The following is a 16,690-nucleotide window of genomic DNA, read 5'->3' as shown; positions in this document are numbered from 1 at the left end:
TAAAATAAAACGGCTGAAGTATAAAATTATCCACCACACAACACATACATAAGGAAAAGCTATGTTTGAACATATCAAAGCGGCACCAGCCGATCCCATCTTAGGCTTAGGCGAAGCATTCAAATCCGAAACTCGCGAAAATAAAATCAATTTAGGCATTGGCGTTTATAAAGATGCGCAAGGTACAACCCCAATTATGCGTGCGGTAAAAGAAGCCGAAAAACGCTTATTTGATAAGGAAAAAACGAAGAATTATCTGACTATCGATGGTATTGTGGATTATAACGAACAAACAAAAGCGTTACTTTTCGGTAAAGATTCTGAAGTCATCAAATCTAATCGTGCGAGAACAGTACAAAGTTTAGGCGGAACAGGCGCATTACGCATTGCGGCAGAATTTATTAAACGTCAAACCAAAGCACAAAATGTTTGGATCAGCACACCAACATGGCCAAATCACAATGCTATTTTCAATGCTGTGGGCATGACGATTCGTGAATATCGCTATTATGATGCTGAACGTAAAGCCCTTGATTGGGAGCATTTACTCGAAGATTTAAGCCAAGCAAGCGAAGGTGATGTGGTGCTTTTACACGGCTGCTGCCATAACCCGACTGGTATTGACCAAACCCCTGAACAATGGCAAGAATTAGCCGCACTTTCGGCTAAAAATAGTTGGTTGCCACTCTTTGACTTTGCTTATCAAGGTTTAGCCAATGGCTTAGATAAAGATGCTTACGGTTTACGTGCTTTTGCGGCAAATCATAAAGAATTATTAGTGGCGAGTTCATTCTCGAAAAACTTTGGTTTATACAATGAGCGTGTAGGTGCCTTTACGCTTGTGGCTGAAAATGCAGAAATTGCTTCCACCTCTTTAACACAGGTAAAATCAATTATTCGTACACTCTACTCTAACCCTGCATCTCACGGTGGCGCAACGGTCGCAACCGTATTAAATGATCCACAACTTCGTCAAGAATGGGAAAATGAATTAACTGAAATGCGTGAACGTATCAAAAAAATGCGTCATTTATTCGTTCAGTTATTAAAAGAATACGGTGCAGAACAAGATTTCAGCTTTATCATGGAACAAAACGGTATGTTCTCTTTCAGCGGTTTATCACCTGAACAAATTGATCGCTTAAAAGAAGAATTTGCGATTTATGCTGTTCGTTCTGGTCGTATCAATGTGGCCGGTATCACTGAAGATAATATTCGCTATTTATGTGAAAGCATCGTTAAAGTACTTTAATTAACGCAATCAGACAGCCAATAATGGCTGTCTGATATTTTTATACATTTTCAGTTAATTCATCTATACTTTGTACAACCCGATATTCCAAATCAGCGTAATCTCTATGGAGATGTTCAAAATTCTTTCTGGCATAAGCAATTTTCATTTGTTCTGAAGGATCCAACTTGCTTTCATCCACACCACGTTGAATACCCTTACTGGTATTTTTGGTTTCCGCCACAAAGTAAACTTTATTCTGCCCTTTAAATACTACTGCCCAGTCGGGATTATAATTCCCCAATGGCGTTGGAATTTTAAAATTTTTCGGTAACTTAAAATAAAACTCGACACCTTCACTGCTTTCACAATGGCGGGCAAACGTATTTTCCGTGTTGGAATCTAGGGCAATATAGCCCTCATAAATGGTTTTTGATTGATTACTCACAGAAAAACTGTATTGATTAAGATAAAACTCAAAATCCTTAAATAACGTCATTTCATAGGTGCGATCCGCAATGCGGTGATATTCCACACCATCCGCCATAATTTGACTTAACGCTTCATTAATTTTTTCTGCAACCAAATCAATAAAACGTTGTGGATTATGATAAATCTCAGCCAATCGTTTTGATTTTTGCAAAATACGGCAAATGGTTTGACGGGTTAGCCCGGTTTTCTTCTGTAATTCACCCAACACATCGGGAATATCCCAGTGAGTTTTTGAGGTTACCTGATTGGAAGAACGATATTCTGTCGTCACACCTTTTTCATTAATCGCAAAGGCGACCTTTTCATGTCGAATTTTCACCTCATCAATACGTGGCATTTTGACCAAATTTTTGACCGCACTTTCGATCAGATCATCCTGTGAAAAATTGACCCGATAAGTCGTTTGGTGCTTAATGCGTTCCCAAATTGCGGCAAATTCAGGGTGTTGGCTAAAATCTTTGCGATAACGCACATATTTTCGATCCAGCTTATTTTTAATTTGTCTCTTATCGAAAGACACACCGCAATCTTCTTCAATTTCCCGTTGTAATTTGGTCGCAAATTCCTCATAGCTTTCATTGGCAATCACTGTCAGGATATTTTTATCCCGATCATGACTTCTTACACCAAACCGGTTCACTGGCAGGCGCAATCCACGTCCAATTTCTTGTCGTTTTTTAATTTCCGAATGGGTATCGTTCAACGTACAAATTTGAAACACATTCGGATTATCCCACCCCTCACGCAAAGCAGAGTGAGAGAAAATAAAACGTAATGGCTTATCCAAAGACAACAAGGTTTCCTTATCCCGCATAATTAAATGATACATGTCATTATCCGCCTGTGTCGTGCCGTTGGTATCTTTCAAGACGCCTTTTTTATCTTTGGAAAAATAACCTTCATGCACGCCAACGGGGTCTTTTCCATGGGTTAATTCACGATAAATTTCCTCAAACCATTGATAAAATTTGCCGTCGTTTCGGTAGTTATCCACTTTATCAATAAAAAATAGCGACAATACTTTAATGCCTAATGGATTTAAGATTTTTTCCTTGCGTAAATGTTCTTCTATTGTGCGACGAATTTGCATTTTTTGAATGTCATCTTTCAAGAGAGAATTATCAACGCCTTTCGTCACTTTTAATCCGCCAGAAAACTCAATCTGTTGTTCCTCAACATTCATTCCTTCCAAAATATAACCACTGCGATAAACTTCATTTTGTCTGGAAAGATCAAATAAGTCTTGATTCGGCTTAACAGTGACGACTTTCTTCTTCATCGACTTATCATTTACCAAGATTTCCACTTTTGCCGACCAACTTTTCGTGCCTGCGTTAATTTCTTTTAACGCCACATAAGCGCCATTCACATCATTATCCGCCAACACACTATCCACTTCGATTTGCTTCACTAAGCCTAATTCATACGCCTGCACGGGATTGAGGCTAAAAATCGGGTTATACGCGTTTTTATGAGTTGCCGAATAGCGCAGAGTGAATAAAGGATTGAGACTTGCGATAGCATGACGGCGAATATCCGTTTCCATATTCTGCGGTTCATCAATAATCACTATAGGATTGACGTTTTGGATATAACGAATGGGCGCATCGCCACTTTCATTTTGTGTATTAATCACATTGCTTTCTTTGGCAAAGGCATCAATATTCATCACCAAAATTTCAATATGATTGCCGGTAGCAAAGGCTTTTAAGCGGGAAAGTTGATTGCTTTTATACTCATATTTCGGGTTCACGCTCGGGTTATCAAACAAGGTGGCAAAGTGGCTACGCGTTGTTTCCAAGGTATGCAATACGCCCTCACGAATAGGCACGCTAGGCACCACAATCACAAATTTCTGCCAACCATATTGACGATTCAATTCAAAAATCGTGCGCAAGTAAACATAGGTTTTCCCCGTGCCGGTTTCCATTTCTACGGTAAAATTTCTACCCTGTTCCTCAATTAAAGTGCGGTAAAAATTAAACTTGTTTTGTTGCTTAGCCAAGTTTTGTTGTAGCTGTTCATCATTAATTTGTAACGGCAAATTCGCCACGAAACGCATATCATTCTGCGCTTTCAAACCGAATTCCGTTTGCTGATTAGGCTGTCCGATGAACAAATCCACCGCAGCTTGAATCGCATGCATTTGGTAATCCAAGGCTTCAAATTGAAGTTCCATTTTGCCTCCTTAAAGCACAAAGAAGGCAATGCCTGCATCATTCATTTGCAACTCGGCATTTTTCTTTAAGGCATCATCGCCATTAAACAACGAATCTAACGTCACGACCTTTTTCGGCTGGACAGAAATCACCTGATCCAATAAATCCGCACTCAGGGTTTCAAGCAACAAGGCAAACTGTTGCCCGCTTTCATCACTCACCCAAAACACCTGATTTTCCGACCGCACTTTTGCCGTTAATTTCAAGCCCAAGCGTAATAAAATTTCATAAAGCATGGCGTTAGGTGTTGCCTCTTTCCGCACAGGATCGACAAACAATTCGATTTGCTGCGCTAAATTTTCTGCTGAAGGCGATTGCCATTGTTTAAAGTAACTGTCAGTCAGTTTGAACACTTTAAAACCAATATCCAGTTGTTTGTCAGGATAATTTTCGGCAATTTGTTTGCCTGCTCGGCGGATGCGTTCTTTAGAAATTTCAGCAATATTTTTAAAACTCGCTTTAAAGGCTTCGGATTTTTCATCCATGACTTCCGGGAGTTGCACGCAAATAAAACGACGATTGCCGTTATCTTCGGCGTTAAGTTGCATCACGGCGTGGGCAGTTGTACCGGAACCCGAGAAGAAATCGAAAATTAGTGAGTCTTTATCTGATCCAATACTTAATAGGCTTTTAATCCATGATACAGGTTTAGGAAAATCAAAATATCGTTTCTCAAACAGCGCCTCTACCTCTAAACTTGCCCGCTGATTTGTACCATATTCAATTCCCCAGAAGTCATTTGGGATTTGTCCTTTACTATCAGATAGATAAATTTTTCCATAAGGTTGCTCATCTCCACCACTCGTCCAGTAAATCAGATTATTCTCTTCTAATGCTTTAAACTGTTCAGCATTGATCATCCAAGGACCAGTTAGTATTTTTCCTGATGTAGTTTTAACAGGATATGAATGTCGCCCTCTTGTTTTATGCAACAAAATATTACGTCTAAATTTTCCCTTTTCATCTGAATAACGATATTCTTTTATGGCAGATTCTAATAATGGCAATCGGCCTAATACCATGTTTTCTAAATTTTTTGCATACAGAAGAATATATTCCTTAACCTTTGCCATATTACCAATATTGGATTGATTATCTGTTCTTCGCCATGCTATTTGCCCAACAAAATTCTCCTCCCCAAACACCTCATCACACAATAACTTCAACTGAGCTTGTTCATTGTCATCAATGGAAATAAAAATGATACCGTCGTCTTTCAGCAAATTCTTTGCCAAATGCAAACGGGGGAGCATCATATTTAGCCATTTGCTGTGGAAGTGCCCGTTTTCTTTATTGTTTCTTTTAAATGCCAGTTTGAGCTTGCCTTCCTCATCTAATTCGCCGCTTTGTTCCTGATAATCTTTAAGATCTTGCTTGAAATTGTCGTTATAAACAAAATCATTACCTGTGTTATAAGGCGGATCGATATAAATCATTTTGATGCTATTGAAATAGGATTTTTGTAACACTTTCAACACATCCAGATTTTCCCCTTCAATAAAAATATTTTCAGTGGAATCAAAGTTGACACTTTCCATAGGTTGCGGTGTGAGAGTTTTGCAAGTTTGTGCTTGTAATATGCGATAGGCTTCCGATTTCCCCGCCCAGTTCAACATATAACGCTCCGGCTCGGTGGTGATATGTTCAGAAAAAAGTTGTTGGAATTTTTGAAAATCAATTTGCTCTTCGCAAAAAATTTCAGGTAGAAGTAATTTGAGTTGCGTTAATTTAATGGATAGGTTATCCAAGTGCTGTGCTGTGCTGTGCTGTGCTGTGCTGTGCTGTGCTGTGCTGTGCTGTGCTGTGCTGTGCTGTGCTGTGCTGTGCTGTGCTGTGCTGTGCTGTGCTGTGCTGTGCTGTGCTGTGCTGTCAAGCATGGTAATTGGTCCTTTCTTGTAAATCAATAAAAATTTATTTTATAGTGGTTAATTTACCACTTCTCTAACGCTTCTTTATCGCTTTCTCTCGCTTCAATCCAACGTTCACCTTGATGGGTTTGTTCTTTTTTCCAGAACGGCGCTTTAGATTTTAAGAAGTCCATAATAAATTCATTAGCATGGTAGGCATCACCTCGGTGAGCAGAACTAATACCCACTAAAACGATCTCATCGCCAGTCTGTAAAAGTCCAACACGATGAATCACCGACACTCGTTGGATATCCCAACGGGCTTTTGCTTGTTCTACAATTTCACGTAAAGCTTTTTCTGTCATCGCGGGATAATGTTCCAGATATAAGCTAGATACCTCATCACCTAAATTAAGATCGCGAACTTTACCCACAAAAATAACCGTTGCGCCAACCGAATTTTGCTCAGATAGCCATTGGTAAACGGCATTTTGATCAAAAGGTTGTTCTTGTACTGAAATTTGAATATCCGTCATTTAGCCCCCTGTTACCGGTGGGAAAAATGCAATTTCATCGCCATTTTTCACCGCACTTTCTAACGGCATCAAAGTTTGATTAATCGCAACTAAAAGTTTACCTTTTTCCAGTGCCAATGCCCACTTATCGCCTTTTTGAGCAAGATGTTCACGCACCGCTTCCGCAGTGGCAAAATCGCCTTCAAGCTGAATTGAATCTTCACCAATTAATTCTCGAGTTTGAGCAAAAAATAAAACATTTAACATCTTATTTTTCCTCCGCAATAAAATGGCCAGATTTTCCACCGCTCTTTTCTAACAGGCGAACATGCTCAATCACAATATCTTTTTGTACGGCTTTACACATATCGTAAATGGTTAAGGCTGCTACGCTTGCTGCCGTTAATGCTTCCATTTCTACACCTGTTTTTCCGGTTAATTTACAAAGAGATTGAATACGAACTTGATTGGTTTCAAGTAACGGTTCTAAATTCACTTCTACTTTAGAAAGTAACAATGGATGGCAAAGCGGGATAAGTTCCCAAGTACGTTTTGCCGCTTGAATACCTGCAATACGTGCTGTAGCAAAAACATCGCCTTTGTGATGTTTGCCTTCCACGATCATGGAAAGAGTTTCTTTTGACATAGTCACAATGGCTTCAGCACGAGCTTCACGAACGGTCTCTGCCTTTGCAGAAACATCCACCATATTGGCTTCGCCTTGAGAATTGATATGCGTAAATGTAGTCATAATAAAATAAAGTGCGGTTAAAATATTGAATGTTTTACATGTGTGACAAAAGCAAAATAAGTGAACAGTAAAAGTCACCTATTTTCTTTTAGCCACCGATAGAAGCTAAATGATTTCTTACGCCACTATCACCGATATGCAAATAATGATGTTCACGTTTGCCTTGCAATGCAGAAAAAATACGTGCTTGCAAAATATCTTGCTGTTCATGGGATTGCAATAAATCACGTAATTCAATGCCTTCTTCGCCGAATAGACAGAGATGAAGTTTGCCCTTCGCTGATACTCTGAGACGATTACAGCTTGCGCAGAAATTCTTCTCATAAGGCATGATTAAGCCAATTTCGCCTGCATAATCAGGATGCGTGAATACTTTAGCAGGTCCATCAGTATGGGATTTGTGTTGCAATTGCCAACCGTTTTGCAGCAATTTATCAGCTAAGACTTGTCCTGAAAGATGGAATTTATCAAAGAAACTATCCATTTCGCCCGTTTGCATGAGTTCGATAAAGCGCATTTGAATTGGGCGATCTTTCACCCAAACAAGGAATTGCTCAAACTCTTTGTCATTCAAATTTTTCATCAAAACTGAATTGACTTTAACTTTGTTGTAGCCTACTTCAAATGCACGATCGATACCACGCATCACGTCATCAAATTTATTGATACCTGTAATTTGATGGAACATTTTAGGATCTAAGCTATCAACACTGACGTTAATGGACGTAATCCCTGCTTTCTTCCAATCAGCCACATCTTTTGCCATGCGATAGCCGTTTGTCGTGACAGCTAATTGACGGATTCCATCAATATTAGCAATACTTTCAGCAATAGAAATAAAATCTTTGCGTAAAGTCGGTTCGCCACCCGTTAAACGAATTTTCTCTGTGCCCATTTCAGCAAACGCTTGAGCAAGATGGGTAATTTCTTTTAAGGTTAAGAAACTTGGTTTGTTAGCTTCGGGTTGATAACCACCAGGTAAACAATAGGTACAACGAAAATTACACTGATCGGTAATCGACAGTCGTAGATAGTAATATTGGCGTTGGAAAGGATCGACTAAGCGAGACTCTCCTACGTTCTTGATAGGAATGGATTGCATTTTACACCTTTCTAAATATGGAGAGGATAAACCGTTTCCAGCGTATCCCTGAATAACATACCGCGTTATTGGCTTGCCGCCGTATTTCTATGAAACTTAGGCCAAACAAGCTCGGAGTTATGCGTTAAATTTGATTTAACGTCATTCTAAAAGATTTCACTTCATAAACACAATCAATAATATTGATGAAAATCAGTATTTTCCTAAATTCTTAAAAATCAATTATATAAAAAAATACATAATGAATTTAAAGCGGGCTCATTAGTGATAATTAATCCTATTTATGTAAATAACCATCAATTTTGAGCTGATTATTATGAGGTATTTTTATTGATTTAAATCATAATTTAATCAATAAATAAATCGCCCTACTTTTCATAATCAGAAAAGTATCCTACCATTTTTATCGGATTTATTTTTACTTAATCAATATAGGAGTGATTTATGTCTTTTGCCCAACAAAAACTTAGCGAACTCGCTGTTTCAATTCCAGGTGCAACTAAAATTTTTCGTGAATATGATTTAGATTTTTGCTGCGGAGGTTCTGTATTATTAGAAGTCGCAGCACAACAAAAGAATCTTAACCTTGCTGAAATTGAAAAACGTTTAACTGATTTACAACAAAGTAAAGCAGAAAATAATGATAAAGATTGGACTTCAGCATCTTATGCAGAGATGATCGATCATATTATTACTCGTTTTCATAATCGCCACCGTGAACAACTCCCTGAACTAATTACATTGGCGGAGAAAGTAGAAAATGTACATGGTGATCGTGATGATTGCCCTGTCGGCGTAGCCGCACAGTTAGAAAAAATTTATGCTGAACTTAGCCAGCATTTAATGAAAGAAGAACAAATTTTGTTCCCTATGATCAAAATGGGGAATTATGCTATGGTCTCAATGCCAATTCGTGTAATGGAAATGGAACACGATGAAGTAGGGCAAGATGTGGAAGTGATCAAATCGCTTACTAATAACTGCACGCCACCAGCAGATGCTTGTTTCAGTTGGAAAGCCTTATATAGCGGTATCAATGAATTTATTGATGATTTAATGCACCATATTCATTTGGAAAATAATATTTTATTTCCACGTGTATTAAACGAAAAATAATTCAATTTTCATCAAAAAATAACCGCACTTTAATCTATTTCGAAAAACAAACTAAAGTGCGGTCATTTCCACAAAAATTTTGAGTTGGTCGATAAGCCGAGTTCTGTCGTGGACAATCATTCCTCTAGGCGACAAATTACTCTGCCGCTCAAGCAACCTACCCGAATCCTGAGCGGGCCACTCATTGGATTCCTATTTGGTCTTGCTACGAGTGGAGTTTACCCTGCTGCCAACCGTTACCGGAGGCACGGTGCGCTCTTACCGCACCCTTTCACCCTTACCGTTTACACGGCGGTCTGCTCTCTGTTGCACTGGTCGTCGGCTCACGCCGCCCGGACGTTATCCGGCACTCTGCCCTGTGTAGCTCGGACTTTCCTCTCGTTTACTTATCACACTAGGTCGTATAAATACGGTTAAGGGCTTCAATAAACCAGCGATTGTCTAACCAACTCGGCGCGTAGTATAGGGGCAATCATTAGTGCGGTCAATAAAATCCCCAATTTTTAGATATTGCTCATCAATCTTATAAACAATAATGCCTAATTTTTCATTCGTATTTTTTTATGATTCCGCTAAAATAGCGCCAATTTCAACTGCTCTTTTAGGAAGAAGAATGAACTATCTAAAAATTGCACAGGATTCCCTTTCAGTGGAAAGTAACGCACTTTTGCAACTTAGCCAACGTTTAGGCGAGGATTTTAATCAAGTCGTAGATTTAATTCTTGCTTGCGAAGGACGATTAGTCATCGGCGGGATAGGGAAATCTGGTTTAATCGGCAAAAAAATGGTGGCTACATTTGCCTCTACGGGCACCCCAAGTTTCTTTTTACATCCTACAGAAGCCTTCCACGGCGATTTAGGTATGTTGAAACCAATTGATATCGTGATGTTAATTTCCTATAGCGGTGAAACCGATGATGTCAATAAACTGATTCCAAGTTTAAAAAATTTTGGTAATAAAATTATTGCCGTGACGAGTAACAGAAATTCCACGCTCGCACGCCATGCAGATTATGTTTTAGACATTATTGTTGAGCGTGAAGTGTGTCCAAATAACCTCGCGCCAACAACATCCACACTTGTAACGCTGGCACTTGGCGATGCACTCGCCGTATCGCTCATTACTGCACGTAATTTCCAACCAGCTGACTTTGCCAAATTCCATCCAGGTGGCAGTCTTGGTCGTCGTTTATTATGTAAAGTGAAAGATCAAATGCAAACTCGCCTACCAACAATTTTACCCACCACCAATTTTACTGACTGCCTCACAGTCATGAATGAAGGGCGAATGGGCGTTGCCTTAGTGATGGAAAATGGGCAACTTAAAGGCATTATCACAGATGGCGATATTCGCCGCGCACTTACAGCCAATGGTGCAGAAACGCTGAATAAAACAGCCAAAGACTTTATGACAAGTTCACCAAAAACTATTCATCAAGACGAATTTTTATCAAAAGCAGAAGACTTTATGAAAGCGAAAAAAATTCACTCGCTAGTCGTTGTTAATGATGACAATCACGTAGTAGGTTTAGTGGAATTTTCAAGCTGAGGAATCCCAATGCAACAAAAATTAGAAAATATTAAATTTGTCATTACTGATGTAGACGGCGTACTCACCGATGGACAACTTCATTATGATGCCAATGGTGAAGCTATCAAAAATTTTCACGTGCGTGATGGTTTAGGCATAAAAATGCTGATGGATGCGGGTATTCAAGTGGCTGTGCTTTCTGGTCGCGACTCCCCTATTTTACGTCGTCGCATTGCCGATCTTGGTATTAAATTATTCTTTCTTGGCAAACTTGAAAAAGAAACCGCTTGTTTTGATCTCATGAAACAAGCAGGCGTCACTGCCGAGCAGACCGCTTATATTGGCGATGATAGCGTAGATCTCCCCGCTTTTGCTGTTTGTGGCGCATCTTTTGCTGTGGCTGATGCCCCTATTTATGTGAAAAATGCCGTTGATTATGTACTTTCCACCCATGGAGGCAAAGGTGCTTTCCGTGAAATGTCAGATATGATTTTACAAGCGCAGGGAAAATCGTCTGTGTTTGATAGTGCCCAAGGTTTCCTTAAATCAGTGAAAAACATGGGGCAGTAATAACTCATTCGTCAATATTATTGCTTAATAAAAAATAAAGTGCGGTTAATTTTCAAGGTGTTTTAAAATCTCTCAAAAATCAACCGCACTTTTATATTTATAATGTTCCTATACTTTGATAGCTTATTCTTTTAACAAGACTCTTTCCTAAAATACTCATAGAACTGCGGTAAGAGTTGGGTAATCAAATTCAATTGCTGATACGGTAAACTAAAGACGGCACGTTCTTCTGCGGTCATCTCTTGTTTTTCCAATTCTTTTAAATGTGTTTCGATACTTTCTTGCTGTTGGTTAAAAATAGCTTCGGGTATTTCTTCAATGTGTTCTAAAGTATAGATAATTTTCTTTGCCACAGGATAAAAACCAGATAAAAACTGTGCGGTCTGTTGCAAATTTTTCATTCTGTTGCGATAAGCGCCAAGGGCCGAAATATAGCTTAATAGAGAATAATTAAGCTTGAGCAAATCAAAACCTTTCTGTAAATATGCCTTGTATTTTACTGGCTCATTATTCATATTAGAAAGTGTTGTACTCAGTGCGGCCGCATATTGATGCGCATTGCGACGTGCTATGCGATATTTAAGATCGTCACTTTTACCAAATTGTAATTGACTAATAATATGCAATAAATACACCGCATCACTACGCAATGCTTGATGGCTCACTTTATCAAGTTGCAAATATTTCCAATCTGGCCATAAGTAAGATACGGCAAACCATGAAATCGCGGTACCAAGTAAAGTATCGAGTAAACGAGGCATTAACGCGGCTGCCGTATCGAATCCCATGACATCAAAACTCAGCAAAACTTGTAGTGTAATGAAAAAGGTTGAAAAACTATAATTATTACTACGGAAGAAAAAGAACAGCGTACTTGTAAGCACCACAAGACCCAGTTTTAGTTCTAAGGTTGGATTTAAATAAGGTAATAATGACCCCACCACTACACCTAATATCGTACCAATAATGCGCTGACGTAAACGTACTTTAGTTGCAGAATAGTTTGGCTGACACACAAATACAGTGGTCAATAAAATCCAATAACCAAGATTAAATTGGAAAAACTCAACAATTGCACAGCACAGAAATACCACAATAGATAAGCGTACTGCATGACGGAACAACGGTGACTCAAAAGTAAAATGGCTAAAAATCACCGCACTTATATTTTTTAACCCAGTGATTTGTTCCGTATGAATTTGAGCCAATTGTTCTGTATCCGTCGTTTCTTGTGCCAATTGGCGAAGTTGCCAGTTGATGCTTTGTAAATTATCTAACAAAGTTTGGATATCAATCAGTTCATCTTGATCATTGAGATGTTGTGCTCGATATAGATCAAAGGAATGCAACGTGCCTAAAAGTGCACTTTCGACACGTTCATTAAAATGATAAGGTTTATTTTCACGCAAACTCGCCATGATTTCTTTACAGGATTGTGCTTGTAGCTCTAACAAACGTTGAATACGGAAAATCAAATCTGTATTTTTTAGTTTTTCCGTTATTTGTTGATAATCAAAATGCATAGAATTGGCGCGCTCATGAATGTCTTGTGCGGCAAAATAGTAACGTAACATTCTCTGAGTGCAAGGATGGCGATGTTGCCCTCTAATACGGTAAAAAAGTGCGGTACGCACAATATTAAATGTCGTGACAACATTCGCATTTTTCATCGCAAAATTGAGGTGTTTTTTTTCAATCTCAGCCACTTCGTCAGGATCAAAAAAACAGGATTTAGTATCTAAATATTCGCCCAACGCACAAAACGCTTTAGCGACACTTTCTTGCACGGGGCGATTTGGGAAAAACAGGTAAACAATCAGAGTCACCACGCTATACAGCAATGTACCGCATAAAATCATTACGGGATTAATAAACCATACATTTCCTTCTGGCACATAAGTCAGCGTGGTATAAAGCGCAACCACTAATGAACCAAACGCAATCGTACTATAACGCTGCCCCACGGCGCCAATCATGGTGAAAATAAATGTCAGCACCGTCATTAACACAATATATTGGATAGGCTTACCAATATGTAACTGAACAATAAAGGATGAAATAGAAAAGGCAATGAGCGTGAAAAATATGTTTTTCAATCGTCCAGTTAAACGGTTATCCAAATCCACTAAAGCACCTGCCATAATCCCTAGAATCAAAGGCATTGATTGCGAAGAAATATCAAAAGCCCATATTCCTACTGCCGCAATATTTACGGCAATAAAAATAGGAATCGCAGCGATTACTTTGGCATTTAACCGAATATTCATTTCAAATCCTTATCAAAATAGAAAAGTGAGCAACAAGGCTCACTTTTTATGTATAAAGTGCGGTAATTATTTATGGGATTTTGCCCAATTTAAGAAACGTGTTTGAGTTTCTTTATCAGCTTGTTGGAACCAATATTGAAGCTGTTGTTCTGCAATGTTTTCACCTTGAACAACCACTTTACCTTTATTCGCTTTTGCATTGCTTGCTGGAGTAGCGACCATTGGACTAGCAGCTGTGGTTGTAGCAAATGCAGCAACAGATGCAGTTGCACCAGACGCATTATATTCAGCAAGATCATTCACCACATTAGCACTTGGGAATAAACCTTCTTGTTTTAACACATCCACTTTTGCTGAAAGCGTATTACCAGATTTTGTTTTTACGATAATGCTTGGCATTTCATTGAATTTATCACCTTCTGAATGACCACGAATAGCTGGCGCCGAAATAACAAGATCCTCAGCATTACCTTGGAATGTGACGATTACTGGGTTAGATTCAAAAAGAGTTTGATTAGATCCAGAACCAATAATTTCACTTAAACGAACAACAACCTGATGGTTTTGAGTGTCATTCACAGCAAAGGTTTTAGCATCCTTCGCAAGAGATTTAGATGCCTTTTGACCATCAATGGCTAAAAGCTCAAGGTTAGATGAAGTAGAAACCATGCCAGCAAAAGTCGCTGTGCTAGCACATAATGTTGCAAGACCTAATACAACAGCACGTAATTTCATAATTACTCCTTTTTATAAATGAAAATGAAATCGTTCCTTATGCTATGCTAAATCAGCAGAAATGAAAATAAAAAAAGTAAGAATTAGTTTAAAAAATCTTTGTTGTAATAGCACAAATAGTCACAATATTTTATTATGCTGATGTCTAGACTAATCACGACTAGTATCAAGCACAATGTAATCTATAAAATATCAATAGGAGTAACAATGTTAAACGATATTTTAACTGGCTATGGAATTTTTATTCTGGAAATTTTGACAATTTTATTACTCATTCTTGCTATTGTTGGTTTGGTGATTTCTTATCGTCAACATAACAAATCTAAAATAGGGGAATTAGAAATTAAAGATTTATCTGAAGAATTTGATCATCAAGTTCGTCTATTGCGTGATTTTAATCTTTCAGAAGAAGAGCTAAAACAGCAAGCTAAAGCAGAGAAAAAAGCTGAAAAACAAAAGGCAAAAAAACGTAAAGAGAAATTAAAAAAAGGTGAAACCTTAGATGACGAAAAGAAAAGCTGTGTGTATGTCTTAGATTTTCATGGTGATATTTCAGCATCAGAAACGACCGCACTTCGAGAAGAAATTTCAGCCATCTTAAAGGTAGCAAAATCAGAAGACGAAGTATTATTACGTTTAGAAAGCCCGGGCGGTATTGTTCATGATTATGGGTTTGCAGCCTCTCAGTTGTCTCGTTTGAAACAAAAAGGCATAAAATTAACCATCGCTGTAGATAAAGTCGCGGCAAGTGGCGGTTATATGATGGCTTGTGTAGCAGATAAAATTGTATCTGCGCCTTTTGCTGTTATTGGTTCTATCGGCGTCGTAGCACAAATCCCAAATGTTCATCGTTTATTGAAAAAACATGATGTTGATGTGGATGTGATGACAGCGGGTGAATTTAAGCGCACAGTAACTGTATTAGGTGAGAATACCGAAAAAGGCAAACAAAAATTTCAACAAGAGTTGGAAGAAACACATCAATTATTCAAACAATTTGTCTCACAAAATCGCCCTTGTGTAGATATTGATAAAATTGCGACAGGGGAACATTGGTTTGGCCAACAAGCTATCGACTTGAAATTAGTCGATGAAATTTCAACCAGTGATGATTTAATTTTAGAAAAAATGAAAGAAAAAGATGTAGTAAGCGTGAAGTACCGCTTGAAAAAATCCTTGATAAAAAAATTAGGTCATCAAGCTGAAGAAAGTGCGGTAAATATTGTTCATCGTTATACTACAAAGCGAGCAAATGATTTTATACATTAAATATAGATATCTTTACATTCCTTTACAAAAAGAGGGCTAATTTACTGATTTTATTATTTACAAGGCGATTTTTTGCCATTAGTATATGCGCTCGAAACTTTAACAGTTTTGTTATATTTAATTCGTAAAGTTTAGTTATGCCCTTTTAGGGTTTCTAACAAATAAAAGGTAAAACCAATGAAATTATCTCGTATTTTATTATCAACAGTTGCTATCGCAACTGCTGCAGCTTGTGGCAACTTAAGCAAAGTGACTGACGCAGGCACTCCAGAATATAAAGACGTAAATGGTGAACAAGTACCTCAATTAGTATGGCCTAAAATTGATTCTGCGACCTTCAACCACGATGGTAGCCAATTCGGTAGTTGGCCAAATTGGGATAACGTACGCATGATTGAAAATGGTATGAACAAAGACCAAATTCGCCAATTAATTAGTAATCCACATTTTACAGAAGGGTTGTATGGCGTGTCTGAATGGGATTATGTATTCAATTATCGTGAAAACGGCACCCATAAAATTTGTCAATATAAAGTATTATTTGACAAAAATCATAATGCGCAAAGTTTCTTCTGGTATCCAAACGGTTGTAACGGAAATTCAGCATTCAATTTGAGTGGCGACTTCTTATTTGATTTTAACAAAGATACTTTAACAGCTCAGGGGAAGAAGGTAGTTGATAGTGTTGCATCTCAATTAAAATCTACTGGAGCTAAAGAAGTTAAGGTTGCTGGTTATACAGACCGTTTAGGTTCTGATGCTTACAATTTGGATCTATCTCAACGTCGTGCAAATACCGTTAAAGCTCGTTTAGTTGAAGATGGTGTGAATTCTCTGATTACTGCTGTGGGCTATGGTAAAAATCCGCAAGTGAAAGCTTGTGAGGGTGTTAATGGACAAGCGTTAAAAGATTGTTTACGTCCTAATCGTCGTGTTGAGATCACTGCCTCTGGTTCTGAATTAAAACTACAAGAAGGTGGAAAATCTAACGGTGGTACTCAAGGTCCAACAAAACTATATCAAAAATAATTGATATTGAACTTCA

At 38.2% G+C, this 16,690-nt stretch carries 14 protein-coding genes, 1 other RNA gene and 1 riboswitch; of the genes, 6 read left to right on the top strand and 9 right to left on the bottom strand.

Annotation, left to right across the window (positions count from 1 at the left end):
• The first annotated feature begins 61 nt into the window (after positions 1-61).
• Positions 62-1,252, top strand: coding sequence for an amino acid aminotransferase (locus AC6H0A_RS01785; RefSeq protein ID WP_005642371.1), 1,191 nt, complete (start codon positions 62-64; stop codon positions 1,250-1,252).
• A gap of 40 nt (positions 1,253-1,292) precedes the next feature.
• Here the strand turns inward: AC6H0A_RS01785 and AC6H0A_RS01780 are convergent, their stop codons facing one another.
• From AC6H0A_RS01780 to moaA, 6 genes are all read right to left on the bottom strand, one after another.
• The gene (locus tag AC6H0A_RS01780; protein WP_005642372.1) at positions 1,293-3,902 is read right to left on the bottom strand and encodes a restriction endonuclease; all 2,610 of its coding nucleotides are present in this window, start codon (positions 3,900-3,902) and stop codon (positions 1,293-1,295) included.
• 9 nt (positions 3,903-3,911) lie between these two features.
• The gene (locus AC6H0A_RS01775) at positions 3,912-5,690 is read right to left on the bottom strand and encodes a site-specific DNA-methyltransferase (protein WP_005642373.1); all 1,779 of its coding nucleotides are present in this window, start codon (positions 5,688-5,690) and stop codon (positions 3,912-3,914) included.
• A gap of 182 nt (positions 5,691-5,872) precedes the next feature.
• Positions 5,873-6,325 carry a molybdopterin synthase catalytic subunit MoaE gene (gene moaE / locus AC6H0A_RS01770; RefSeq protein WP_005642375.1) on the bottom strand — a complete coding sequence of 151 codons (453 nt, stop codon included), beginning with the start codon at positions 6,323-6,325 and terminating at the stop codon, positions 5,873-5,875.
• The gene (gene moaD / locus AC6H0A_RS01765; protein WP_005642376.1) at positions 6,326-6,571 is read right to left on the bottom strand and encodes a molybdopterin synthase sulfur carrier subunit; all 246 of its coding nucleotides are present in this window, start codon (positions 6,569-6,571) and stop codon (positions 6,326-6,328) included.
• A gap of 1 nt (position 6,572) precedes the next feature.
• Positions 6,573-7,055 carry a cyclic pyranopterin monophosphate synthase MoaC gene (gene moaC, locus AC6H0A_RS01760; protein ID WP_005642378.1) on the bottom strand — a complete coding sequence of 161 codons (483 nt, stop codon included), beginning with the start codon at positions 7,053-7,055 and terminating at the stop codon, positions 6,573-6,575.
• Between the two features lie 88 nt (positions 7,056-7,143).
• Entirely contained in the window at positions 7,144-8,157 is a 1,014-nt protein-coding gene (gene moaA / locus AC6H0A_RS01755; protein WP_005642380.1) for a GTP 3',8-cyclase MoaA, read from the bottom strand.
• A riboswitch (molybdenum cofactor riboswitch) is annotated at positions 8,146-8,286 on the bottom strand. It overlaps the preceding gene by 12 nt.
• A 315-nt stretch (positions 8,287-8,601) precedes the next feature.
• On the opposite strand from moaA, the gene ytfE reads away from it, so the two are divergent.
• Positions 8,602-9,273, top strand: a complete 672-nt coding sequence (gene ytfE / locus AC6H0A_RS01750; protein ID WP_005642381.1) for an iron-sulfur cluster repair protein YtfE — start codon at positions 8,602-8,604, stop codon at positions 9,271-9,273.
• Between the two features lie 76 nt (positions 9,274-9,349).
• On the opposite strand, the gene rnpB is transcribed toward ytfE, so the two are convergent.
• Positions 9,350-9,726: RNase P RNA component class A (rnpB, locus tag AC6H0A_RS01745), an RNA gene on the bottom strand.
• 160 nt (positions 9,727-9,886) lie between these two features.
• Here rnpB and AC6H0A_RS01740 point away from each other — a divergent pair.
• Together AC6H0A_RS01740 and AC6H0A_RS01735 are read left to right on the top strand one after the other, a co-directional pair.
• Positions 9,887-10,822: a KpsF/GutQ family sugar isomerase gene (locus AC6H0A_RS01740; RefSeq protein ID WP_044233084.1), complete on the top strand. Its 936-nt coding sequence runs from the start codon at positions 9,887-9,889 to the stop codon at positions 10,820-10,822.
• A 9-nt stretch (positions 10,823-10,831) separates the two neighbouring features.
• The gene (locus AC6H0A_RS01735) at positions 10,832-11,374 is read left to right on the top strand and encodes a KdsC family phosphatase (protein ID WP_005642384.1); all 543 of its coding nucleotides are present in this window, start codon (positions 10,832-10,834) and stop codon (positions 11,372-11,374) included.
• 131 nt (positions 11,375-11,505) lie between these two features.
• Here the strand turns inward: AC6H0A_RS01735 and yccS are convergent, their stop codons facing one another.
• Together yccS and AC6H0A_RS01725 are read right to left on the bottom strand one after the other, a co-directional pair.
• Complete coding sequence (yccS, locus tag AC6H0A_RS01730) at positions 11,506-13,641, bottom strand: YccS family putative transporter (protein WP_005642386.1); 2,136 nt, start codon at positions 13,639-13,641, stop codon at positions 11,506-11,508.
• Between the two features lie 66 nt (positions 13,642-13,707).
• Positions 13,708-14,376, bottom strand: a complete 669-nt coding sequence (locus tag AC6H0A_RS01725; protein ID WP_005642387.1) for a curli polymerization inhibitor CsgI-related protein — start codon at positions 14,374-14,376, stop codon at positions 13,708-13,710.
• Positions 14,377-14,583: 207 nt separating this feature from the next.
• Between AC6H0A_RS01725 and sohB the strand changes: the two genes are divergently transcribed.
• Together sohB and AC6H0A_RS01715 are read left to right on the top strand one after the other, a co-directional pair.
• Positions 14,584-15,645 carry a protease SohB gene (gene sohB, locus AC6H0A_RS01720; RefSeq protein WP_005642389.1) on the top strand — a complete coding sequence of 354 codons (1,062 nt, stop codon included), beginning with the start codon at positions 14,584-14,586 and terminating at the stop codon, positions 15,643-15,645.
• Between the two features lie 177 nt (positions 15,646-15,822).
• Positions 15,823-16,674, top strand: a complete 852-nt coding sequence (locus tag AC6H0A_RS01715; protein WP_005642391.1) for an OmpA family protein — start codon at positions 15,823-15,825, stop codon at positions 16,672-16,674.
• The last annotated feature ends 16 nt before the right edge of the window (positions 16,675-16,690 follow it).

The sequence above is a fragment of the Haemophilus sp. THUN1692 genome (assembly GCF_059704395.1).
Note: the sequence above shows the minus strand (reverse complement) of the source record. Positions and strands in the feature narration are given on the sequence as shown.